Here is a 25365-nt window from a genome sequence, read left to right on the forward strand (position 1 = left end):
AATTAAACAGCTTTTTTGTCACTTAACACTTTAATCAATCGTTTTGTCTCTAAAGCTAACTGTTTAATATTTTCCTTGTACTTGGCTACAATAACACTACGCCACTAATCAGTAGTAACATCCCATTATTTTTGTGCTAGTAGCGCTATTCTTTTTATCTCTTCAAGATCAGGAGTATCCTTTTAGTTTCATTTTCATTGTAGTCAATCTCTTTTGACATCGATGGTTTAGGCATTATCCGTTAATTCTATTACATCTACCACATATCATCGCTGTGTTCTTTTCCCGCACCATATAAATATCCCTATTTCTATATATCCCTACTTTTTTTTATCAAAAATAGCGAAGATACTCCTGTTTCTTCACCTAAAAATGAGTAAGAGGAAAAGGAATTTAAAAACCAACAGAGCAGTATTAAAATCTCTAGCCAATCTCATGAAGAGCTTGGAGCACTAATGAAGCTCACTAATCAGAAATATGCTCATGAAATAATAGATTTACTTATACATCATTATGTAGAAAATCAATTAACTCCCGAACAGAAAAGTAAATTTAAATTATTAAAAGAGATATAGAAATATCCCTACATAGAAATAGGGATATTTCTATATTTTTGTGGTTAAAAAAAATATCGTCACCAGAACTTCCTCCACGACTTTTTCTTTTCTCTCTCCGCTGCAACTTCCTCATGATATTCCTTCATCAATCGTTTTATCTCTAAAGCTAACTGTTTAATATTTTCCTTGTACTTCGTTAGCTACAATAACACTGGGCCACTAATCAGTATTAACCCCTCCATTGTTTCTAAGCCAGTAGCGCCATTCTTTTTATCTCTTCAAAATCTGGATTATCCTTTATTTTCATTTTAGTTAATCGCCTTTGACATCAATGGTTTAGGCATTATTCGTTAATTCTATTATATCTACCACATATCATCGCCGTGCTCTTTTCCTATGATATAAAAATATCCCTATTTCCATAAGTGGATATTTCTATATATCCCTACTTTTTTTATCAAAAATAGCGAAGATACTGTTGGTTTGTAATAAAGTTTGATCAAAATGCTTAGGTTGTTTGTTGCTAGTGAATAATTTTTTATAAAAAAGTTTAATCATTTTCTATCTGTGTTTGCTCCACAATCGTGCCCTTTAATGAAATAACTAGAAGATTCAGTCAACTATTTGATGGCCATGACCCCTGCATTTTCCTTAATTGAATAATTTGGCCTGTATGATAAGCATCATGAAGCATGATGTCCTGTAATTTCTCCTCAAGTGAATTTTGCTCAAGCTCTTTTTCGGAAATTGCACTCAATGCCTGTCTTAAATTACGTTGAGCATTTTCAGAACGTTCAACGACTTTCTTCCATTCCTTATCATCATTAGATTGATTGGTAAGATAAAAGGTTTCATCACCGTCGAGATTATGTGTCCATTCACGGCCTTCCAAGTTTGCAGCAAGTCTCTCTTTATAATAAATGAGATGATTAACGTTTTCCCAAATGGTATTAGTTGCCTCTTCAGATGGTTTCCAGATAGCCTGTTCGGCTGTAAGTCCTTCTATAGCATGTTTAAACGGTGCATACCAACTCTCTTTATCGAATGTTGAATCTAGTACGTTTAAAAGCAAGTCAATTCGTTTCAAAGTAATCTCCCCCCTAAATAGTTAAAGATTCAAAAAAATCCTTATAACTCTATCGAGATTCTACATTTTTAAGTAAACTTCCTGCTTTTTAACTACCCTGCTAATCTTATTCCACAAACTGGCCCTTTTCATGAAGAAAGACGCTCTCCTTATTTCAGAAAAGCGCCCTTTAATGAAATAACTACACCACTTGATTTTGCATTGAAACAGATGGATTTTGAACTTTTCGAAGACATAGTAGAAATGGATGAAACCTATTTCCTCTATTCCGAGAAAAGAAAACGGAATATCCAAGGTCGAAAACCAAGGTTATGCGGTGGTAATTCAAAGTTTAGAGGAATAAGTAGGGACCAAGTATGCGTTCTTGTAGCCAGAGACCGCCAAAAGAGAACGTTTTCCAAAACAATAGGAAAAGGGCGTATTATAACAAAGAGTTTGGACGAAGCGTTAGGTTCCAAACTATCAATACAAAATGTTCTGTGTACGGATGCTTGGCGGGTGTTTATGACTTATGCCAAAGAAAAAGGAATTGAGCATCATCGCTTGAAAGCAAATGGAAGGGAGCGATTTAAAGGGATTTATTACATCCAGAATGTAAATAGTTATCACAGCCGTTTAAAGAGCTGGATGAAGCGTTTTAATAGTGTAGCGACTAAATATCTAGACCATTATTTGAGCTGGTTCCAATTCTTAGACACCATCAAACATATAAAAGATAACTTTACGATAACCAAAATGTTTTTAGACAGTTGTTCTTTCTCAGTTAACACAACTTATGATAAACTAAAGTTATTAGAATTTTACGAATAATAGAACGTTCATTGTTCCGTTAAAGGACCAGTTTAATAGCTATCTACAACACGCCACAAATGGATTTTGACCAAAGGGATTATCTATTAAAGGGATTAAATTGGAGGGAATAGAAAATGGATGTAAAGACACTATTGTTACAACAATGGGCAAGCTGCTTAGATGAAGAAGACTGGTTTCCACCACTTGAAAAAGTGCTAGAGGATATTACTTTTGAACAGGCAATTTGGAAACCAGTTGAGGGGGCAATGAATTCCATTTGGGAATTAGTTTGTCATTTACTTTTCTATAAAAAGAGACTTCTGGTGCGATTTCTTGGTGAAACAGCGAATGAGCCACAGGCAGAAGATAATAAATCTACATTTCGATTACCAACTGAGACGTTTCAAAATTGGAAGGAAACAAAACAAGAATACTTTTATGTTCATCGTGAACTTGAAAAAATACTAGCAAAATCAGAACAAGAAGATTTGTATAGACAGATCCCTGGAGAAAGATCATTAGTGATTGAACTGAAGAGTTTAGCATTGCACGACGCATATCATATTGGGCAAATTGTATTCCTAAGTAAAATGCAAGGAGCTTGGGCAGGGAAACGCAGCTTTTAAAAAGCTTCATTAGCTTTACAGTTATTTCATTATAGGGGGCTTTAATGGAATAAGAACGGGAACGTCCAAATCGGACGTTCCTATATTTTATACCTGAAAAACAACAATACTATTTAACAAAGCCTTTAATTGTAGCTTTAGAATAAAGATTGTGTTGCTTTGGAATAAAGTTTGATAAAAATGAAGTCACAAAGCTTTATTTAACAGCCACAACAAAAACTCCATTTTGAAAAAAAGATTGATCAAAATGGAGTTACTCTTTTTAACTAAGTATGAGATTTTTATAAAAAAGTTTGATCATTTCTATGATATTTCCTCCATTAAAGCGCCCGATAATTGAAGATCATTCACGTGATTTTATAATTCAAACCTTTTTGACACTATTTCAGCTACTTCTGCAGCACTCAAATTTGTATTATTAATTTTTATGTAGTTCTCATTTTTAATTTCACCTTTATGGGAGTTCAATCTGTATTTTTCCATTGAATCCCTTAGTTCATTCTCCGACCAATCAACGTTTCTTTTGGTAGGTTTATGCTCAAGTCGATGCGGACTTTTATTTCGTTCCAGCCTCTCGTCCATATCGGCTTCTAATTCCACAAAATATATAGTGGCACCCTGGGATTCAAAGATTTCACATGTCTGGTCTACGAAGTCCCAATCCTCTTGTTGATCAAAAGCCCACACATATGTAAAGATCAAACCTTCCAGTTCACTCTCAGCCACTGCCTTGAATATTTCTTTTCTAAATAAAGTTGACAACCTCCACATTTCCGGGCTAAAGCTGAATAAGGGCTCAAGTAATTCAATGGTCATATGGTTATGAAATAATTTCAATCCAGTTACTTTAGCTAACTCTTGCCCTACTGTCATTTTACCAACTGCTTGCGGACCAAATATAAGTACAAATTTCATAGACTTCCTCCATTAATGATTTTTTATTATTATACCAATAATTTCAAGTACCCTTTTTCACAAACTTCATACTATCTGAAAAATTTTAGGTTGTTCAGTAACTACATTTCACATTAACGTTTTTAATTTGTTTACCTGAAAAAGTTATGCTGTTAAATGGCCCAATTGTTGAACACAAGTTAACTAACACTCTTCAACTAACCTGCCTGTTAGTCCAATAAGAATTAAATGACTTTATTGTAAATTAAACAACTTTTTTGTCACTTAACACCTTCATCAATCGTTTTATCTCTACAGCTAACTGTTTAATATTTTCCTTGTACTTAGCTACAATAACACTACGCCACTAATTAGTAGTAACACCCCATTGTTTTTGAGCTAGTAGCGCCATTCTTTGGATCTATTCAAAATCAGGAATATTCTTTAGTTTCATTTTCATTGTAATTAATCTCTTTTGACATCAATGGTTTAGGCATTATCCGTTAATTCTATAACTCTATTACATGTACCACATATCACTGCTATAATCTTCTATACAACTTATAGAAATATCCCTATTTCTATAAGTAGATATTTCTATATATCCCTACTTTTGTTATCAGAAATAGCGAAGATACTCCTGTTTCTTTACCTAATAATGAGCAAAAACAAGTGAATCTACAGGAGGAAAAGAAATTCAAATTATTAACAAAGACTTAGAATATAGAAATATCCCTATTTCTAAAAAGGGATATTTCTATATTTCGTTTTAAAACCGGAAAATTCAATAACTACATTAAAAAGAGTCCTATTTCTAGGACTCTTTTCAATACTAATTTTTAGCTTAAATTTACATTTTATCGATGATCATTTGTCTTTTATACCATTGATTTAATTTGTCTCTCGCAGTTCCAGAGAGACGCTTTGTTTTTTTATTATAGAATCTTGAAAGAGTGGGCTGTGATATGCCTATCTCTGCTGAGAGCTCCCGCATAGTTATGTTCTTTCTCCGATGCATAAATTCTATTTTATCCCGAATTAACTGTTCATTTCTATTTATATCTAAGGGCCTTTCTTCAGTTTTTACTGGCTGATTATCCCTATGAATTACATCAATAGTCTGCTTCTTTACTAGGCTTTCCGTTGAATGAATTACATCAGTATCCTTCTTCTTTGCTAAGTTTTCCATTGAACGAATTAATTCATTAGGTGGTAGTATTACTATTCCTAACTGTGAATAATATTTTTTAAACCAATTCTTCTTCGTCAATTGATCCTCATCTAACTCCTTATCATATCCCCAATGAGAAATTACACCTTCTTTTTCTAAATCACTTAAAACATTTTCTAATTGATCACGAATACGGTTAGGCTTTTGCTTTTGGTTAATGCCCATTACTGCTAATAACCCTTTATCTCCCCCTATAGAATATGGCCTTTTTAAGTTAGAAAACATTTGACGAATTCTCCACTGCCATGTCAAATAACGAATTAATCTTTTATGATATTTGTGTCTATAGCTATTATATTCAAGGGCCTTTTTTGATAATAGTGCTGTAGTGCTATTAGATCCATATAGATAACTGGATAAGAAACTGCCCGGTTTAATTCGGCACGATTCTATACCCATGTATTCATTTGTATTTTTATCCCTCCAAAGCACTACAGAATCTAATACAAATAACCGTTTAATGACTTCACGCTTCACCTCATAATGTTTACCTGTTTCAGCGCGATCATTTAGTACAACTACTTCATTCTCATCGTTTAAGTATATAAAAATACTTGCTAGAGCTGCTATACGTTTAGCTACCTTAATCTTATCTTCCACTCTATAATATTCAACACCATTTGCTTTTGCTTTTGAAATACTGCACATTTCTAAAACTTGTTCATATGAAAAATCAATAAATTCATCAGGTGAATTTGCTTCATTTAGCCATTGAATTGTGATGGTATCTAATACGTCCGCTGTTAAATCATCCATATTACTCATTACACCATCTACTAATGTGTTCCATCTTGCGGCCTCTTCAATATTTGTTAACCTTAAATCTTCGTCTTTATGAGATGAAAGCTGTGCTACTCCATTACTATCTTTCGCTTCAATGGGATATGATTTTAATTTTGTATTTTCATCTTCTTCAAATTGATTCTTTGCTATCCCATCTCTTAACTTATAATAAACGGCGGAATTATTTACTTCTAAATAATTTTCATGCGCTATATTCGCAGTAGGTTCAATCACTGGTGTATGTGTTATTGTATTAACTGTTTCTTCATTACGAAACTCTTGGGCTATAAAGACATCTATTGTCTCATGAATTTTTACTTTGTAAGCATCTATGTTTTTGAATATATCTAAAGCTGAAATGCCCTTTCCTTGTTGCTGCTTCACCCACTGTACAAGCATTGAGAATGATGGAGAAAGGTATTCTGAAGTTACAATTTTACTATTATCTGCTTCAACGTCTACATAGTAAGAATTCCATTTATGCCACAATTGCTCGTTCTGTTTATAAAGTGGTTCTGTTATTGATAATGCATCTCTAAACAATTGTAGAACGTCTTCCATATATATTTTGCTCCTTACATAAATTTAATAAATGTTATCTAAACGTGAAAATACTTAGCTATATGATGTCCCTTTCTAAATAACAAGAAAGGTAATTAGAATATTCTATTTTAAATTTTCTACGTTACACCTTTACAGGGTCTTAGTATTCATACCTATCCCTGTAAATGATTATACAAGACCAATTTAATTTGTAAAATCCTAATACAACTTAATTCCAAGGCTAATGTAATATCCTAACTTTTTTCATAAACGTGAAAATCTGTAGCTCTATCATTGCCCATTTAACTGCACAAAAATGTTAAAAAAGAGGTTCTTTTGTAATTCCAATATGGAACATGAAAATTTCGAGCTATATGATGTCCCTTTTGAATAATGAAAATGTTCTATAACTCCTTTGATATTATACATTCACTACCTTTTGTTCGCATTTTCAACTATTTATATAATATGAAAATCTGTAGCGGTATGATGTCCTTCATTCATACAAAGATGAAAAGGTCTTAGTTATATGATGTCCCTTTTACTATTTAAAATTTCGAGATTGAATCCTTTAATATCAACGCTTAAAGACTATTCTATGAATAATTTCATATCTAAAAACATGAAAACTCATAGCTATATGATGTCCCTTTTGAATGACGTGAATGTTCTATAAACCCTTTGACATCATACATTCACTGCCTTTTGTTCGTATTTTTGGCTATTTATATAACATGAAAACCTGTAGCGGTATGATGTCCCTTTTTTTATAAAAAGATGAAAAGGATTTAGCTATATGATGTCCCTTATAAAATTTGAAATTTTGAGTTCAAACGCTTTAATACCAACGTTTAAAGGCTATTCTATAAATAATTTTATATCTGAAAACATGAAAACTTACAGCTATATGATGTCCCTTTCGTATTTATAAAAGAACCTCATAAACATTGTTATATCAATGTTTATGAGGTTCTTTCTAATAATTTATTGATTTTCTAGAAAGATGAAAATCTGTAGCGGTATGATGTCCATAAAAAAAAATCGATAAATCTTCAAATCCCTTGATACACAAGGGATTAACGTGCATTTCATCTTTTCATTTTTTCTCTTAAAGGGGCATATTTCATTAAATTTCGATTTGATATAATCATAATTGGTATATTTTATAGTGTTTTGGCATATATTTCTGGATTTATATGTAGGAGGTGAAAAAGATGGGACAATCATTTATTATTCGTAATCAACGTAGTCTAAATGGACAAGATACAAATGCAGTTTTAGTAACATTGAAATCTTGGCAGAAACTTGTTGAAGCTTTTGAAGAAAAATACTACAGCTATAAAGATACATACCTTGAGGATATTCTGGATCATATGACATATGAAGAACGCATTGCTGATGTAGACGGATTTGTGGCTCAGGCGAAACCATCTTTTTCACGTCGTACACTATCTGCTATTTCAGAAACAATGGGACGAAAACATAAATTATATGGCATTACAAATGCAGATTTAGAAGTCTTCTTATATCTACACAAGAAATGTTACACGAATGGGATCATTCCAAATGTAACAGTACATATGATGTGGGAAGATTACAAGCAATATAAAGAGGAATTTGCTTATATACAACATTCTCAATTCTATATTGCATTAAAGAAATTAAGTTTACATAACATTATTACAATAGAAAATGAATTAGATGGTCGCTATACCATTAAGTTAACTCATTTTATGAATGAAGAAACTGAAAAGGTAAATTCCTATGTGTATATTAGCCCAGTCGTATTTACCAAAGCTTTCTTTGAGCTTTCAGTTGCGGCTAAGAAACTATTCTTGGACATTGCTATGCAACAGTACAGCGAAACGACGCTTAAACGTTCCTTAGATAAACAGGATGAAAGAGGAAATACAACTCATTTTGGCGGAATGTACCGCTTTTTACATAAGAAATACCCACATCAAATCCGTGCGGTTATGACAGAATTAACAACTGCATTGCCATGTACAGGGACTCCCCTATTCAAAATTTGCAAATTACAAAAAGGGGTTAAAAATACAAAAAGATATACAACGTTATATCTATCCTTACATACAGATTTCTTATGTACAAAAGAAGCTGGAGAAGTACAGTATCGCGATCCATTCACACCAAAGGTTACGTATGCACGGAAAGCTCGTTTTATTGAATCTGTGCTACAAGAACTGAATATCGGTGAATTTGCACAAGACATGAATAAATTTATTCATGTACTTAAGTATACTTGTCATCGACAAATTCGAAGTGTCATTCGCAGCTTACGTGACATGATAGATCGTAATGAAGAATATCCAAGTAAGTTAGTGTATACGCTGAAAAAAATATTAAATCAAACATCACAATATCAAATTCTTGATACAGCGGCAAAAGAAGGCATTTACCCTCTTATTACACAACATGTTTCAAAAGAACAAAAGGAACAAGCTGTATTTGATTTTGGATTGCATTTCTCTATGTACTCTCTTCGAAACATCAAAAAGTTGTTCCGTAAAACATATGAGTTACTAAAATCCAAATTCGCTGTACCAGTTACAGAGGAATCGTATCACCGTAACTATTTAAAATATCAAGAAGAAACATTGTTTAGAAAATACGCCTATGAACAAGGTGCAAATCTAAATGCTTATATAGCTTTAGAAATAGAAATACGTGAACTTCTAAAAACAAGAGGACATAAAGATCGCTTTATTCCGAGTGATGTTCGCGAATTGTTCATTGAAAAGATAGATAGATTACCTAAAGAAACACTTCGCGTTATTGAAGTGCCGAATGAGTTCAACTTGATTACGTTTATTCGTGCATTTGAACAATTAGTACGCGCTGGTATTCAAGTAACGACAGCTGAACAAGTACTTGAGGTGATAGAAACAAATTAACGATACTCCGCTCTCTATTTTTGAAAAAAATATAAATAGAGGGCTATTCGTGTTGGTTCCATTATTTAAAAACCCTACACTGATTTCTCCTTATAGACACCTTTACTCGATTCTATTCATAATAGAGTCTTTTTTTATACATTCCTATACAAAACTGTACTGCAATTAACTAATTTTCCACATCTATGTTTAAATAAACACATTATTTTTATCTAAAATACATTCAAATACCTACAAAAAATAATAAGAAAAATATTAAATTTTGTGGGTAAGTAGATAATTAGAGCCTAATGTGAATAATATGATGCAATTATTATTGAAATAAATGGATTTTAGTACTTCACCTATCAAAAATCATCAATATTTATGTGAGTAATGTGACAAATTCTAATTATGTTGATTAGTTAGCCTAGATTGTGAATGTTTTGTGAGTAAATATTAAGAAATTGTGGACATACGGTGGATAAATTGAAAATTTATTACTTGAATAAATATATTTAACAATGCATCAATTTGTTTCATTTTTTATGTAGAAATATATGATACTATTTATGATTATTTGTAGGTTTTATACCGTACTAATAGCTAATTTTGTGTTGTTAGATTCTTCTATTTATGATTTTTTGTGCTATGGTATGCTCAAATCCCTTGTTACAGTAAGGATAAAATCATATTTACTAGCCCTATATAAGTTTTATCTTTATATCTTAAATATATATAAGATATATATTTATATAAGATATTTTTAATTGAGTTAAATGGAAGTACAAATATAAATACAAAAAGTTTAAATTTTTCTGAAGTGAAAGGGAATCAACTTATCATTTATATTTATGAAAACCACTCTTCCTCTGCTTGCGATAGCGTGAAAATAGAGTGGTTTTCTCTTTTTCTAATGTTTTTTTAGTATATTGCGCCCTCATCTCAAGTGGTACACCTTTATAAAGGCTATCAGAAATCAGAGTTTGTCCGCGTCAGGATCTAGCAAATGGGTCCAGGCAAAGTTTGCATTTGAGTCCTCTCGTGTTAGTCCTTTTGTATTGTCTAAGAGCGGGCTCTCCTCAAGGTCAGAGGAATCATAAATCATAGCAGATGGGGGAGGGTTCAGCCAATGCTTCAACCCGGTGGCTATATCAAAGAACTGGGCATGAGGAAGGCCTAGATGTTTACGCCAGAGTGCGATTCGAAGATCGCGAGCGAATCTTCCTCCTGCCGCACGTTCTAATGGTTCTTCCGTAATGCCTGCCATAATCTCAGTGTCGTAAGTGTATCCACGATCATCGCAATTTGCTGACCCAACAGCTACATACTCGTCGTCGATTATCCAGAGCTTCGAGTGTACAAAGTCGCCGCACCAGGGTCTACGGCCCGGATCCTTTGTTTCTTTTAGGCTAAACATGCGCCATTTTTTACGCTGTGGGTCGATTTTCTTTAAGTCGGTACGAAACTCGTTGCGCACGCCAATTAGATAGGGAAATTCGTTCTTATCAATATTGTCGCTGCTCTCAAAATGTTGTGAGTTACTCATCAGGATGAGGAGAAATTTGAAGCTTGGCTCCTTCAATTTTGCGACAAGAGCGTCCTTCACACGGCGACTTACAAGGTACTGATCTTCGATATAGATGTACTCTCGTGCATTGGTGATGCCGTTTTTGACAAGTTGCCAAGCAGACTGGTCGGGATTTTTAAACTTATATGAGTCTCCAGGTTTGAATTTCGTGAGATTTGGAAAGGTTCGCCCGACTGAAACTAGCATCCTTCTCGGTTTGACTTTTCCTCCTAGCACTGTGCACGTGTCCATGTCTCTCGATTGTAATGCGGCGACACGTGAAAAATCTTTCCTCACAGCATTCGGAGTCATTTGGAATTTAATATTATCCAGCGCGGGCGTTGATGGATGATCCATCCAACGATCGCGAAAGACGCTGAGGGCTTCGGCTACGGATGGGCCGTTCAAGCGGATATGTACGTCATGCAAGGGCGACATCCCGCCCACGTCAACACGTGTATTGTTCAAGTCCATTCCACCGAGGAAAGCCACAAGACCAGAGTTTCCGCTGATGACGACGAGTTTCTGATGGTGAGCGTTCGGACCTCGATTGGGTAGATCGCCTGGAACTAAGCGGTCGTCTTCAAGAGCGACGCCGTTTGGTAGACTATTAATAAAGTCTGCAATCGCCTTGTTGTCACCAGGTTTACCTTTGAACGGCGTGTTCCAAAACAAACCACGGACTTGTGCTTTCGTGTTCTTCAAATAATCTTGAAGAAGTGTGTTCACGGGAGGAGTGCCACTGAGTGGATTTTTCATACGCGTCCACGGTTCGACATGCCAACCAATCAGATAGATACGATGGTCGGATGATGTTGCTGTGGCAAGAGCTTCAGCGATGTCATCGAATGCACAACGGCCATAGATGTAGGGTACGACAATATTACCTGACGAAGGCTCGGGTGCGCCGTCAAACCATTTCAATGCATTGTCGATTAGCTTCTTTCGCTTCATTCCTTCGTTGGGCCACCCAATATCGATTCCTTGATGCGGAAGTTTAGCGATCTCGGTGGCGTCAGTGCTACAGCTATTTGTAAATGGTTGTCCTGGCTGTGTAATCTTACTTGGTGGTAGGACTGTTGGCGGTTCTAGCTGTTTTGGCGGCGCTACGGTGCCAGGGGTAGGTTTCACTGGTTTGACAATATCATTATTCCCCATCTAAGCCGCCTCCATAGCCAATTGTATGTCGTGAATTTCGCTTGCATAGGATAGCATACCTTTAAATTTTGCAAAATTAATTCTCAACTTTCATCCCTCCGATATGTGTTTGAGTGTTTACTTGTCTTGGGAAAATAAATTCAATGCTTTTTCTGTAGTGTACTCATAATTTGTGAATTGTAAGGAAGCTTTATACTTTTGAACTAATGGAAGTTAAACTTGACCTGTTTATAATTTAAAGAAAGTTTGCAAGTCTTCTTTAGCTAATGCTTCAGGTGCCCTTCCCTTGCAAATCTTAACCTTGTGTGCTTATCTGAGCAACCATAATGGAATTAGTGTTGACATGGGATACTAACATGAAGCTTTGTAAAAAGATTAATCAAAAATGTTCTGTAAATCTTGATTTATCAATGCTTTTATCAAAACATGAATCATATTTTGATCAACCTTTTTTTACAAACAATTAAACTTTATTTTAGATTCACAAAAGCCTATTACATTAAACCTCTTAATAGGTTTAAAAATACATATCTCCCATGAAATTTGGGGATATTTAAGTCTGAAGACGGCTAAGTTATTTACAGCCATCACATAATAAATAATCTTTATCTAAGACGAAAGGGGTACATAACATGTCAAACATTAAGCGAATAACTGATTTATTCGCCTATAAATCGGTTCTACCTTACGCTAGTGAGCTATTCGGTGTTTATCATTCCTTAATTGGCTGGAACTCTAAAAGGAAGCACGATCGAATCAAAAAAAATACCGACAATGATTATAAAAGTTTATTTTCTCGATTAGGTCCATACCTTGAAGATGATATAACTATTGATTTTAATGATGACTGTACAATTTCAGCTCCTAACTTAGGGCCGGCTGGGTTTGCTGGTCCCAAGTTAATTCCTCAGGATTCCATCGTACTTCAGCAAATCAGTCAAATACTTCAAGATTTTGGGAAAATACCAGTTACGGAAGATGACTGGCAACGCCTTGTCAACAACGACCTTCTATCGGAAATTCTTAGAACAAAAGTTCTTGAGCATTACAATGAAATTTCAATTGGCTGTTGCGAGCAAAATGAGATTGTTCCGATTGAAGAAAACACGGATACAGAGGACTTTTTACTGCCATTTGAAAAATTACAGCACTGTAAAGAGGAAGTAAGGAGTGGTATCACCAATGAAGCAAAAATCGCGGGTGTCATCAAAGAGCTAGTTGCAAATGGTCGCGTTAATGAGCTAAACAATATCTTCTTTGATAAGATGGCCGTAGATTCAAGACACTCTTTCCTCCAAGCACTAAACAGGAAGGACATTGGTTTTACGGATCCTTACTTGACATTCGATCCAAGAAAAGATGTGAAAGACGCGACCTTGTCGCCGCTTGGCATGGTTCATTTATTCCGACAGTATTTCTTTGAGTTAGATACATTTCTTGGGACTCCAACAAGTCACGTGTGGCTAAGCCCTGGGTCAACAGTAGAATTAATTGAGGTTAGTACTCGAAAGACTACCACCGAGAGAACAATCGAAACACTTATTGAAAAAACGAAAAAAATAGAGACCGCCAAAACGGACCAGGATGACATAAGTGAAGCGGTGAAGGAAGAAAACAAAGAAGATCTTAAGTTAGGTTTTACAACCACCGTGAATCAATCATGGGGTACTGGGGACGCTTCCGCAACAGCAAGTCTGAACATGGACAAGACACAACAGTTGTCCAGGGAAACAACTCACAAAAGAATGAGAACACAGAGTGAAAAGTTATCAAGCGAAATACGTGAAAATTATAAAACGACTTTTAAAACTGTAACTGAGGTCACAGACACGTCAAGTAAACGTCATATTTTAGCTAACAACACAGAAAAACTAATTAACTATGAATTGCGCAGAAAAATGAGACAGGTTGGTGTACAAGTACAGGATGTCGGTACTTATCTATGTTGGGAAACATTTGTTGATAACCCGGGTGAAGACCTTGGACTCGCGGACTTAGTTCATTATGCACAACCGACCGATCTCGTCCAAGTGCCTGATCAAACGGAAATCCCCATTCCTCCCGACCAAGTGATCCCTTGTAAAACAAATGCGACCTGGAATTTCGGTGATGATACGAGAATGTACGGCTTCGTAACACTTACAACGATTGATCCACCACCGGCGCCAGAAGGATTTGAAGTTGTCGTTGATGACAGAATTATTCCAGCTGCACAGATTACTGCTTCAGGTAAAGACTTCGAAGGTGCTTGGCGTTTCGGTGCTCGGTTTACGGATAATAAACGGATTGAAGTAGGTGTGATCACAGAACCTGGTGGTCTTAAGTTTAACCGCGTAGACTTCGTGGTTGGTTTTACATTGACATATACAGTCACCGAGGCCAAAAGAAGAGAAATTGGTGATGCCAACAAAGAGAAGAAACGCGCTGGTGAGACAGCAAACAAGGAAAATATACGCAAATCCAAAGAAGCTTTTTACAAGGCTGTTAAGGAGCGTGTTGAGTTTGCCAGAGATATCCATAAGCGTAAATTTGAAGAATTACGTGAAGAAGAACGTATTATTATTTACCGTCAGCTGATAAGTTCCTTGATGACAAATGATCATTACATTAATGCCACCAACAGCAGCCGTCACGTTCTTTCGGAGTTGATTAATTCTATCTTTGATATTGATAAGATGCTGTACTTTGTCGCTCCAGAGTGGTGGAAGCCCCGTACGTATAAAAGGGAAGTTAACATACAGGAAATTAAGAGACAGCTTAACGATAACCTTGTTACTTGGTCTGAAAGTCCTGTGCGGCTAGATAATTACTTGATTACGGAAAAGTCCAATCCTGCGCCCATGGGTAGTTCGTTAGGTTGGCTTTTACAATTAGACGGTGACAATTTACGAAATGCTTTCCTCAACGCACCTTGGGTTAAAGCAATTATTCCTATTCGTCCTGGGAAGGAGCAAGCTGCTTTGAATTGGCTACAAAACACTAATATTGAGGGAGTTGATGGTCTGAATGCTGAGTATCTTGCTTCAGACGATGAACTAAACCAAATCAAAACAAATTTAGGATTAGAGCCTGAAGAAACAGTTACCATAAAAAACGCAATCGATTTTCTTTGTATGCAAGTCGCTGAGAAACATGAGGAATCTAATCAAGTCCAGACATTTCCGGAAACTGAAGTTAATGATGATAACAAAGTTACTTCAACTCCAGTTGAAAAGGTCTTTGAGCATGGTTTTTATCCGTTGCAAGGTGGCTTCCGTGTAGACCCAAACGATTTAAATCGAGATCCTAACAATAAAGATAAGAACTTCCAAGTTTTCGACCAATGGATAGAAGTCCTGCCTACTGATCAAGTGGTTCCTGTAGAGGTGGCCTACAACCCGATTACAGGGAGACAAATACCTGTAGAGAGTGACCACAACAGACAAGTATGTGTAGAAAGTGAAGCGGAAACTGTAGAACCTAGAGTGATGGAAATAAACATTGATAATACCATTACAGATGTTGATATTTAGAATCACTTCTTTTTAAGAATACAGAGTTTATTACAAAAGGAAATATTTTTTGTAACCATGACGATACTAAAAGGAACCATTGTTATTTGTCTAGATTGCAAATCTCATTGTACATGCTATAATATAGATACAAACTAAGGTATACTTCAGTCAATAAAATCATACAATAAAAAAGAGAGCAACATGCTACCAACATGTGCTCCTCTTTGGATAACTGCTACCATCAGGTGGTGGCTATCGATTATCGTTTATATTTACGAAAACCACTCTTTCTCTGCTTGCGACGGCGTGAAGAAAGGGTGGTTTTCTTGTTTTCTAAAATATTTCTCTTAAAAAGATGTGCAATCGATTCACGAACGACACCTTTTATAATTTCTTTTAGAAACTCAAGAAAAAGATCCATGGCGTATTCACCCCCCTTCTTTTCCAAATGGAAAAAAGGGGATAGCCACCCTAACTTCACAGTTATCTTTTCATATTATAGCATAGTCTTCTCCGTTTGAAGACTGTACACCTCATCTTAATAAGAGTCGAGTATCGTGTAATATCTTGTATAGTATCTATAAGAAATACTTTGAGTCTGATTCCCCTTTTCAAAAATTAAAGCATTTTGATATTCTAATTGCTCAACGAATGTCCAACCATCTTTCTCCAGCATCTTTATGAAGGGCTCCATTTTCCTACGTTTTACCAAATAAAGAGAAACATCTGAATATCGATCTTCGTTTTGTTCTATTTCAACTATTTCTTTCCCTTGAAAAATCATTTTTGACATTCCTATGGCTAATGGTATGGGGTTCTCTTCTTGAAAAATAACTCTTCTTTTTTCGATAACGAATATAGCCAACAAGGTAAATATTAATAACGGAATGATGAATTTTTTTGACTTTAACAAGCAACGTCACCTCTTTCCTCTTTTTCCCTGTTGCAACATACATTCTTCGTATATACATAACTGTCCTTTGTGAGTAGATATTATATTTTTTGTACAAATTCAATAATATGGATAGCACTCATATGTATTAGTGTACTTAGAATTTTATATGGATGGTGAGACATATGAATCAATATCAAATGTTGTATAGTACACCGTATCTTTATTCCTCTCGAACATTGAATCAAATGTATAAAAGTACTAAAAGTGAAGAAAACATATGCGCTATACAAGAGCATATGCAACGACATGAAGTTTATTTAGACCCACAGTACCGAGGATATTATTATTTAAGTCAAAAAATTGAAGAAGATCTATATGGTGATGAACATGCTGTAAGTTGGAATGAGTTATTAGATGATTACCAACTATACAGGGATCGTAAAGGGAACTTATCTATTAAACCGAAGGGATGGGACTAAAGTGACGATCATTGGAGAGCTAGGGGTAGTTTATGCCGTTACTGGTGCTTCAGTTTTGGGAATTAAGTTACTAAAAAAGAAAGGTCTTTACCTTCCAGATTGGTTGCTACGTGCGGGGCTAAAATGCTTATTAATTGGGAGTGTTTGGTACGTGCTAATGGATGTACTAGATGTGTTTCTACGTTAGTATTACATCTGGTAGTTGAAAAAAATTGTAATAGTGCGCCTTAATCTGTTTTTTCTAACCTTCCATACAGGCTCAACTACCTAAAGGAGGTATGGAGGATATGATATCACTTTTGTTAATACCAGCAACCTTTATAACAGTAGCTTACTTTTATCAAAGTAAAGGAATGAGTGATAAGAAAAAAATTGCAACGTTTTTTGAAATTGCAAAGATATGTGTTCAACATAAAGGTGAATTACAATACCCTATTTTTATAAAAGAAATAGAAGATGACATAAGTATGAATTATGTTTACAAGTTACCGCTCGGCGTACCTAGTCAACTTATCAAAAAGTTAGCTGAAGTATTAGAAGAAGGACTATATAAACCTGTTAAAATATCGTTTCATCAAAGAGAGCTTCATATTCGAGTATTTAAGCAACGAATACCTGAAATATGGAATTGGTCTAAGGAGCTGTTAAAAGAGCACACATGGAAAGTTATGATGGGGAAAGCATTAGATAAACACGTGTATCATGATTTCGAGAAAACACCGCATATGTGTGTAAGTGGAATGACTCGTTTTGGAAAGACAGTATTCTTAAAAAATGTGATGACTAGTTTAATTTTACAACAATCTCAACACGTGAATTTTTTTATTATCGATCTGAAGGAAGGGCTAGAATTTAGTCCTTACAAAGAGCTATCCCAAGTAGTAGAAGTAGCTGAAAACCCGGAACAGGCGTTAGAGATGTTGGTGAGAGTACGTGAAAAGATGGTAAAACAGATTGAGATGATGAAAAAGTCCTATTTTACCAATGTTATAGACACACCAATTAGAGAACGTTGTTTCATCATAGTAGATGAAGGAGCGAATCTTTGTCCGACACAAGGTTTACCTAAAAAACAACGGGATTTATTATTTATGTGCCAGGAGATGTTATCTGAAATCGCAAGAATCGGAGGTGGTTTAGGATTCCGGCTTATATTTTGTACCCAATATCCAACCTCTGATACATTGCCAAGACAAATCAAACAAAATGCTGATGCAAAGCTAGGTTTTCGATTACCAACAGCGGTTGCTTCACAAGTTGCTTTGGATGAACCAGGTCTTGAGGATCTGCCTTCTCTTCCAGGAAGAGCATTATTTAAGACTGATCGGACAGAGGAAATCCAGGTACCGTATTTAAAGGATAAAGACATGTGGGATTTACTGAAGCAATATAAGGTGGTGAAAGAGTATGAGACATCAAAAGCTCAAACAGAAAGCCAGACAGATCGAAATTTTATCCAGTTTAAATAAGCTGGAATTTGCCTCTAGGAGGCAATTGCAAGCGATTCATGCTCTAGGTAGTATTCGAAATGCAAATCGTGTTCTGAAGGATCTGCGCCAATATTGTCATGTCACTTCGCATAATCGGGAGTATGTATATTATCTCAACAAAAAAGGTTTAGCCTTGCTAGGATTGGATCCCAATGAACGAAAAAAGAAACATCAACTTGAACATATTCTGTTAAGAAATGAAGCGTGGATGTGGCTTGATTTTCCAGATTGGAAAACAGAGCAAGTTATACAATTTAGATATCAAGGTGAAGAAAAGACAATCGTACCAGATGCTTATTATGTAATAGATCAAGTACCTCATTTTGTTGAGATTGATAGGTTGCAACATATGAGAGTAAATGAAGAAAAGGTACAATATTATGGTTTGATTGCAAAGATATATAAAAAACAAAGAGATATAATACCCAACATTTTATTTTTTACAATTTCTGATTATCGTGAAAAGAAGTTAGAGAGTTACGGGATAAAACATGATGTGTATGTACGGACATTTTTATTAAAAGAAGTATTGTGAAAGTAAAAAGCACAGGGTGAATCATCCTCCTTGTGCTTTTTACATGTCCCAAAAGTCAGTTATTTTGGCACTTCTGTCCACCTTTTTAATTGCTCGAAGGATTTTTTGAATAACTGGTAAACTTGGTGTGTGAGATTTATTATTACATAATCTTGAAATTGTATTACGACTAACACCAGTTTCTTGTTCTAATTCCTGTTGTTCTATTCCGTTACGGTCTAACCACTTCCCTAATTTTGTACGATTTCTTTTATTTCCTTTCATGAAAGTGCCTTCCTTTCTTTTACCCTATTTAACTTTTATTTTGGACACTTTCAATTTAATTTATACACACTCACCTTCAATGGTGCATATGTCTTTCTTGTGGTGCATAGAATATAAATAGATAAGGAGAATAACAGATTTTTTGTAATTATTTTGTGGAATATAGCATACATAATAATAGCTACAAGATGCGAATACGCTGAAATATAATTGCATCTTGTTGCAACGAGTATTCCTATAAAATAAAAAGCTTAAATCCATTGGTACATATGGGTTTGAGCTTTTCTTAATTTATAAAGACATAAAAGCGAGTTTCTTAAGTTAAGAGATATAAAAGTGTTTCGTGGTCGAATTTTGAAGAATTACATATAATTTCACGTATCACATTGATATTAAAAATTATTTACAAAATGATTGTATAAACCGAAAAACAAGGTTTATAATAAGAACAAACGTTCTGATTTGGAAGGGTTACCTTGTATGATTATTCTTTATTACCTAACCGAATTATTTTGTGTGTAGACCTTTGTTCATTTTTCGCCAGTTGTGCATGTGTCATGAGGGGATTAGATCCATTAAAAGTAAAATTAGCTGTCGTTGGGGATGTAAATAGAAAAGGGTCTATTGTGCTGGCTGCCACTCCCGAACTGAAAAAATTGGGCATTTCTACAGCAACTAGGTTGCACAAACTGCCAAAAGATCCAGAAATCATTGTAGTTAATGCGACAATGCAAAAATTTGTTGAAATTTCAAATCAAATCACAGAGATATATACAAAGTATGTAGCATGGGAAGACCTACACGTTTTTTCAATAGATGAAGTATTCCTTGATTTCCAACAGACAGCGCATTTATTTGGGCGTGATCCAATTGTAATTGCTAAGAGGGTACAAAAAGAAATTTATGACAAAACAGGCATAACCGCATCAATTGGGATAGCACCTAACTTATTTCTCTCGAAAGTTGCTCTAGATGTGGAAAGTAAACATTCAAAATCAAGGATTGCTATGTGGTCATATGATGATGTCCCCAAAAAATTATGGGAAATCAAACCGCTCCAAAAAATTTGCGGAATTGGAGTAGCTACACAGGAATTATTGCATAGCATGGGACTGTTTTCCTTGAAGGATGTTGCAAATACACCCAAAGAGCGTTTAATAAAGCGATTTGGAAAGGTAAAAGGTGAAGAGTTACATCGTTTTTCATTTGGTATAGATGAAAGCCGTATTGCTAATAAATACGTTCCTAAAAGTACTTCTATAACGAAAGGACAAATCTTATTAGAAGATTGCTTTAGTCTTAATAAATTAAAATTGCTACTTCTAGAACAAATTGAGGAGACTTGTTTTCGCCTACGATCTATGGATAAATGTTGTAGGACGGTTGAACTTGCTATAGGTTACAGTAAGTACATCGGTGGAGGGTTTAAGCGAGCAATTACTTTGGAACAACCAACCTGTTTAACTGAAGAGGTTTATGAAGCGTGTTTACAGATATTAAAAAAGTTTCATTCTGGTCATCCAGTACGACAAATACATATAACTTTAAAGAATTTGACCAGGGATGATGCAATTCAAATGTCTTTGTTTGAAGATACTTCAAGAAAAGATACTCAAAGGAAATTAGCAAAAACAATGGATAGTATCCGGAATAGGTATGGTAAAAACTCGATTATGAGAGGCATCAGTTACATTCAAGGAGCTACGCAACGTGAGAGAAACAATAAAATTGGTGGGCATAAAGCCTAAGGGGGAATACACATCATGGATAGAGGTATGATGCGATGGATGCCATTCTCAGCAATAAAAGAACAGTTTGAAGGATTAAATGAATTGTATGAAAAACAAAATGAAGTACCGATGCCCATTTTAGATGAGCAAAAATTAGAACTTATAAATGAAATAGTGTGTTGTGCAATGGCTGAAAATAAGCAAGTAAGTATTTCATACCAAAAAAAGAACAAAGTATATTCCGAAGTGGGTTATATTCATTACTACGACATGATTTGTAATGAATTAAGAATTAGGAATCAACATGATAATGTATTTTATATAAAAGTTAATCATGTAACAGATATAAAATATACATAATCGTCTACAAAATAAAAAGCATCCACTATGTGAACACTTCATGCTATTATGATTAAGTTATATTAATGTAGTGTAGTGTTTTCCAAGAGGAAAATAAAAAAAGTCCTCTTGGAAATAGCACTATTTTTGTGCCGAAAACAGCTGTTTTTTACTTTTTAAAACACTTACAGGCTAATCTTATTTTTCCTCTGTTAGACTTAAAATAGCACCCGAAATAGCATCTTGACAATAGATATTGTCATCGTGCGAATTAGGGTGCTATTTCATTTGTTTCTTGGTATGTCAATTTTAGTCTGTTATGAGAAAACACAAGGGTTTGTATCATTTTATGGTAAAATATAGTCAAAGATTTAGAAAATTTAATTCTTCAACAAACGGGCAGATAATTAAATAAGATTTAAGTGGTGGAGGTATAGTTAATACATGAGTAATGTGCATTTTAAAAATATAGATGATACTAATGAATTCAAAGTTAGAAATATAAAATTAAAGTCTGGACAAGAAAAATTTATTGAAACCGTAGATGAATGTTTAAATGAAGCTAATACCCATCGTGAATGGCATCCAGTAGCTATATATTATGATGAAGAAATTATTGGATTTGCTATGTACGGTTCTTTTGGTCCTAATAAAGATACTTGGATTGATAGAATAATGATAGATGAAAAATATCAAGGCAAAGGCTATGGGAAAATTGCTATGATGAAACTTATTGATATAGCTTCAAAAGAATATGGGGTAAACGTTATATATTTAAGTATCACTGAGGAAAACAGAACAGCTTATAGCTTATACGAAAGTATAGGGTTCGAATTCATGAATGAAAGAGACCTAAATAATGGAGAACTCTTATTTAAGTACACAATTAAATGAGAGCCAGTTGAAATCAAATCCTTATTGCTTTAACAGGATTTTTTAATTAAATTAGAACAACTCATTAAAGACAAAAAAGCTTGGAAATCCCAAGCTTTTTTGTGTGTGTTTGATTAAAAAAATGTTCTAGACTGAGTATCGCTGGTTTAATAGGATCCCTTTATTTTTATTTTCCTGTATTAATTAAATAAGAATTTAGACTAATGAATAGTTTTTATTTAGAGAAAAGAAATTTTATTAAAATAAAGTATTAGACTAGATAGTAGGGTTTATTCTATCAAACGTATGAAAACGCATCTCACGATTAAAGCGGACACACTTTGAAATTTTGAAATGAGATGAGATAAATATTTCAAAATTATATTGATTATATATTCCATATATTGTACTTTAAAAGTAATCTTACTTTTGTTAACTGAAAAAAGGGGGGCTTATTCATGCCAATTATTAAAACAAAAAACGGTGAATTTCACTACGAGTCTTTTGGACAAGGGGAACCAATCCTTTTTTTACACGGAAGCGGGGCATCTTGGAAGATGTGGAAACCACAAATCGAATCATTTTCTAAAGAATATCAGATGATTCTTCTCGATTATCGTGGTCATGGAGAATCGATAAAAACCTTTCCTGGTAATGTATATGATTACGACTTAATCGTATCTGATATCATTTCATTTTTAGATACACTATGTCACACATCTCTTCATGTAATCGGCGTTTCACAAGGAGCAATTCTTGCGACATTAGTAGCCATTCATCATCCTTCCTATGTAAAAAAATTGGTCATTTCTAATAGCTATAGTGAATTCCCAACTAAAACTTCTAAATGGGTACTTCAATTTTCCAATTTCATCTTTAGTTTGCTGCCCTATTCAACAATTATTGATTTAATGATGAAATTTTACAAACACGAACCGTACACGCAACAAATACTACGCGATTCATTTTCAATAGACAAAAAAATGTTATTAATGATGAAAAAAGCAAAATTTCCTGTTCATACTTCTTTATTACATCTCATTCAATCCCCTACTCTAATTCTATCTGGAGCAGGAAAAGTTGTAACAGGTGTTGATGAAGGAAAAGCAGCTAAAACAATTCACCAGCATATCCCAAATAGCACACTTGCTTTATTCCAAGATGCATTCGATCCACTTAATGTAATGAGAAAAGATATTTTCAATGAGATGGTCCTCGATTTTCTTAGAGACTCTTCTCTACATGAGTATGAGGAAGTTTCGTATGGATAATAGTTAGATTTTATCTAACAAATAAACTTATATATGTTTTGTGGAGCAATTATTTACATATACATCGTTAAGCATACTAGATATGAAATAACTATATCCTAAAGAATAGGGAATTTGATGGTTCTAATTCACGTTCTATCACATGGTCAAAAAAGTCTCGGTTTGGTCACCGAGACTTTTTCCTTATTCTTCCATATGTTATTGAATTCTGTACAGAAAACACCTTTTCAGTCTACAACTATTTTTTAATGTAGTGTAGTGCTTAAAAAAAGGAAAATAAAAAATTCCTCTTGGAAATAGCTGTTTTTTACCTTTTAAAACACTTACTGGAGATTAGTATTTTTTATGTCTTAATGAGCTTTGAAATAAAATGCTTATTAGTTTGGGGTATATTTGTATTCAAATTCCGTTTTTGCAATTTTAGTGTATGTATTAATAAACTCTGTTTTTGCTTCCGTATATCCGTCTCTGTCATGTTCATATTTGTCCATTAAGCTCACTTTTAAGTTACTATATTCTTGGGCAACATCTTTATGCAGTCGTAAAAAATCTCTAAAATATAATTCATTCCAATCCCCTATATACCTAACATGAAGATGAAATACTTTTTCGGCAAATCCTTTTTCTGTATAACCTTTCATAAACATCATATGAGGTGAAGGCTTTTGTGGTTGCTTTTCAAAAATATATCCCTTTTTCTCCAACACATTCACTAAAAACTTCAAATCACAATCTGCTGTTATTTCAAGCAATATATCTATCGTTGGTTTTGCTAATAACCCGTTAACAGAAGTACTTCCTATGTGATTGATTCGTTCAACATATTGATTACCGATTATGTTGTTAAGTAGTTTTTCTTCTTGTAAATACCAATTTTTCCATATTGGATTATGTTCTTTTAGTATAATCGGAAACAGTTCCCACAATTCCTCAAGTGACATTTCTGATAAACTCTTACCCACAATATATTCCTCCATTTTACTTAGTAAGTCGTTTTTATCAAACTTTATTTTAAATCAACATCTGTTTCAATTAATTCAACATCGTCAGATGTTGAATCTCCCGCAAGCTTTAATGCTTCTTGATAAAACTTCTCCGAGTTGACATTTTTTGTTCTTTTGTCATAAACAGAATCCCAAGGAATACCTGTTGCTTGTGCGTGTTTTATAGGGTCATATTTTTGCCCCGTTTTAAGCATCATATAAAGGATTTTGGCAATCTTTCCACAAATATGCCCAATTGCTGTTTTTCCATTCATTTTACGTTCTACTAGACGATGATAATAGGAGCTGAATACGGACGGTTGCTTTTTCATCGCAATGATAATCATCGCCATTTGAAAGAGAACACGACGTGCATCCCGAACGCCACTAAAGGTCATTCTCGTACCCTTTACTGATGTCCCTGATTGTTTATTTTCAGCCGAAACACCAAGGTATTTATATGTATTAAATCGTTCAACATCACCAATGGCTCCGATAAGGGTACAGGCCCAATTATCGCTCATAAAAGGGAAAGAGTATAATAACTCTGTATAAGGATGAGGTTTAATACCTTTGCTTGAATTTCCGTGAAGTAGTTCTTGGATGTGATTGTCAATCCCTTTAATACTTTCTTCAATACGTAACGCTTCCTCAATTACCCAATTTTGTCTTCCAACTAAATGAGGGACATCAATTGTTATAGACTTTGCTGTTACTTCTGCTAGTGCCTTAGACGCCTTCGTAGCTATTCGCTTTGCCCCAGATTCAATCATTGCTTGTCGTAGTTCTTCTTGTGTGGCTAGCTTTAGATCTTTACCGGTTCACTACAAGTGTAGAATGACAATAGAATTATTAAATTTTAAATATAGTAAAAGGA

The 25365-nt window shown here is 34.4% G+C and carries 19 protein-coding genes and 3 pseudogenes; 13 read left to right on the forward strand and 9 right to left on the reverse strand.

What is annotated here, in order from left to right:
• Positions 1 to 332 precede the first annotated feature (332 nt).
• Positions 333 to 575 (forward strand): annotated as a pseudogene (locus tag MHH71_RS28715) (hypothetical protein).
• 598 nt (positions 576 to 1173) lie between these two features.
• Here MHH71_RS28715 and MHH71_RS28720 read toward each other — a convergent pair.
• Positions 1174 to 1644, reverse strand: coding sequence for a DinB family protein (locus MHH71_RS28720; RefSeq protein WP_006097656.1), 471 nt, complete (start codon positions 1642 to 1644; stop codon positions 1174 to 1176).
• Between the two features lie 198 nt (positions 1645 to 1842).
• Between MHH71_RS28720 and MHH71_RS28725 the strand changes: the two are divergent.
• Together MHH71_RS28725 and MHH71_RS28730 are read left to right on the forward strand one after the other, a co-directional pair.
• Positions 1843 to 2454 (forward strand): annotated as a pseudogene (locus tag MHH71_RS28725) (IS1595 family transposase); the annotation flags it as partial.
• Positions 2455 to 2570: 116 nt separating this feature from the next.
• On the forward strand, positions 2571 to 3062 hold the full coding sequence (locus MHH71_RS28730) for a DinB family protein (protein ID WP_006097659.1): 492 nt from the start codon (positions 2571 to 2573) through the stop codon (positions 3060 to 3062).
• Between the two features lie 357 nt (positions 3063 to 3419).
• Here the strand turns inward: MHH71_RS28730 and MHH71_RS28735 are convergent, their stop codons facing one another.
• Positions 3420 to 3977: an AAA family ATPase gene (locus MHH71_RS28735; protein WP_006097660.1), complete on the reverse strand. Its 558-nt coding sequence runs from the start codon at positions 3975 to 3977 to the stop codon at positions 3420 to 3422.
• An 829-nt stretch (positions 3978 to 4806) separates the two neighbouring features.
• The gene (locus MHH71_RS28740; RefSeq protein WP_006097662.1) at positions 4807 to 6531 is read right to left on the reverse strand and encodes a helix-turn-helix domain-containing protein; all 1725 of its coding nucleotides are present in this window, start codon (positions 6529 to 6531) and stop codon (positions 4807 to 4809) included.
• A gap of 1196 nt (positions 6532 to 7727) precedes the next feature.
• Here MHH71_RS28740 and MHH71_RS28745 point away from each other — a divergent pair.
• Positions 7728 to 9428, forward strand: coding sequence for a hypothetical protein (locus MHH71_RS28745; RefSeq protein ID WP_340725680.1), 1701 nt, complete (start codon positions 7728 to 7730; stop codon positions 9426 to 9428).
• A 958-nt stretch (positions 9429 to 10386) separates the two neighbouring features.
• Here MHH71_RS28745 and MHH71_RS28750 read toward each other — a convergent pair.
• Complete coding sequence (locus MHH71_RS28750) at positions 10387 to 12135, reverse strand: phospholipase D family protein (RefSeq protein ID WP_006096953.1); 1749 nt, start codon at positions 12133 to 12135, stop codon at positions 10387 to 10389.
• A 632-nt stretch (positions 12136 to 12767) separates the two neighbouring features.
• On the opposite strand from MHH71_RS28750, the gene MHH71_RS28755 reads away from it, so the two are divergent.
• Positions 12768 to 15647 (forward strand): hypothetical protein, encoded by a 2880-nt coding sequence (locus tag MHH71_RS28755; protein ID WP_006096954.1) that lies wholly within the window; start codon positions 12768 to 12770, stop codon positions 15645 to 15647.
• A 241-nt stretch (positions 15648 to 15888) separates the two neighbouring features.
• Here MHH71_RS28755 and MHH71_RS28760 read toward each other — a convergent pair whose 3' ends face one another.
• On the reverse strand, positions 15889 to 16050 hold the full coding sequence (locus MHH71_RS28760; protein WP_167535686.1) for a hypothetical protein: 162 nt from the start codon (positions 16048 to 16050) through the stop codon (positions 15889 to 15891).
• Between the two features lie 117 nt (positions 16051 to 16167).
• Positions 16168 to 16542 (reverse strand): hypothetical protein, encoded by a 375-nt coding sequence (locus MHH71_RS28765; protein ID WP_033799340.1) that lies wholly within the window; start codon positions 16540 to 16542, stop codon positions 16168 to 16170.
• Between the two features lie 164 nt (positions 16543 to 16706).
• Between MHH71_RS28765 and MHH71_RS28770 the strand changes: the two genes are divergently transcribed.
• The 4 genes from MHH71_RS28770 (at position 16707) to MHH71_RS28785 (ending at position 19028) form a co-directional block, all read left to right on the forward strand.
• On the forward strand, positions 16707 to 17003 hold the full coding sequence (locus MHH71_RS28770) for a phage protein (protein ID WP_033799341.1): 297 nt from the start codon (positions 16707 to 16709) through the stop codon (positions 17001 to 17003).
• A 1-nt stretch (position 17004) separates the two neighbouring features.
• Positions 17005 to 17190, forward strand: coding sequence for a hypothetical protein (locus tag MHH71_RS28775; protein WP_006096958.1), 186 nt, complete (start codon positions 17005 to 17007; stop codon positions 17188 to 17190).
• Positions 17191 to 17290: 100 nt separating this feature from the next.
• Positions 17291 to 18472, forward strand: a complete 1182-nt coding sequence (locus MHH71_RS28780) for an FtsK/SpoIIIE domain-containing protein (protein ID WP_078212139.1) — start codon at positions 17291 to 17293, stop codon at positions 18470 to 18472.
• Positions 18411 to 19028 carry a replication-relaxation family protein gene (locus tag MHH71_RS28785; RefSeq protein WP_033799507.1) on the forward strand — a complete coding sequence of 206 codons (618 nt, stop codon included), beginning with the start codon at positions 18411 to 18413 and terminating at the stop codon, positions 19026 to 19028. Before MHH71_RS28780 ends, MHH71_RS28785 begins: the two co-directional genes overlap by 62 nt.
• 39 nt (positions 19029 to 19067) lie before the next feature.
• Here MHH71_RS28785 and MHH71_RS28790 read toward each other — a convergent pair whose 3' ends face one another.
• Positions 19068 to 19292 (reverse strand): helix-turn-helix domain-containing protein, encoded by a 225-nt coding sequence (locus MHH71_RS28790; protein WP_006097506.1) that lies wholly within the window; start codon positions 19290 to 19292, stop codon positions 19068 to 19070.
• A 476-nt stretch (positions 19293 to 19768) separates the two neighbouring features.
• Here MHH71_RS28790 and MHH71_RS28795 point away from each other — a divergent pair, with 476 nt between their 5' ends.
• From MHH71_RS28795 to MHH71_RS28810, 4 genes are all read left to right on the forward strand, one after another.
• A complete protein-coding gene (locus tag MHH71_RS28795) occupies positions 19769 to 21040 on the forward strand; it encodes a Y-family DNA polymerase (RefSeq protein WP_097814793.1) in 1272 nt (423 codons plus the stop codon).
• A 12-nt stretch (positions 21041 to 21052) separates the two neighbouring features.
• On the forward strand, positions 21053 to 21382 hold the full coding sequence (locus MHH71_RS28800; protein WP_078212108.1) for a YolD-like family protein: 330 nt from the start codon (positions 21053 to 21055) through the stop codon (positions 21380 to 21382).
• Between the two features lie 423 nt (positions 21383 to 21805).
• Positions 21806 to 22255, forward strand: a complete 450-nt coding sequence (locus MHH71_RS28805) for a GNAT family N-acetyltransferase (RefSeq protein WP_006096836.1) — start codon at positions 21806 to 21808, stop codon at positions 22253 to 22255.
• 437 nt (positions 22256 to 22692) lie between these two features.
• Positions 22693 to 23505 carry an alpha/beta fold hydrolase gene (locus MHH71_RS28810; protein WP_006096835.1) on the forward strand — a complete coding sequence of 271 codons (813 nt, stop codon included), beginning with the start codon at positions 22693 to 22695 and terminating at the stop codon, positions 23503 to 23505.
• A 377-nt stretch (positions 23506 to 23882) separates the two neighbouring features.
• Here MHH71_RS28810 and MHH71_RS28815 read toward each other — a convergent pair whose 3' ends face one another.
• Both MHH71_RS28815 and MHH71_RS28820 read right to left on the reverse strand, forming a co-directional pair.
• Complete coding sequence (locus MHH71_RS28815) at positions 23883 to 24467, reverse strand: GrpB family protein (RefSeq protein ID WP_033799304.1); 585 nt, start codon at positions 24465 to 24467, stop codon at positions 23883 to 23885.
• Positions 24468 to 24511: 44 nt separating this feature from the next.
• Positions 24512 to 25309 (reverse strand): annotated as a pseudogene (locus MHH71_RS28820) (transposase); the annotation flags it as partial.
• Between the last annotated feature and the right edge of the window lie 56 nt (positions 25310 to 25365).

It is taken from the genome of Bacillus sp. FSL H8-0534 (assembly GCF_038005885.1).
Taxonomy (GTDB): domain Bacteria; phylum Bacillota; class Bacilli; order Bacillales; family Bacillaceae_G; genus Bacillus_A; species Bacillus_A pseudomycoides.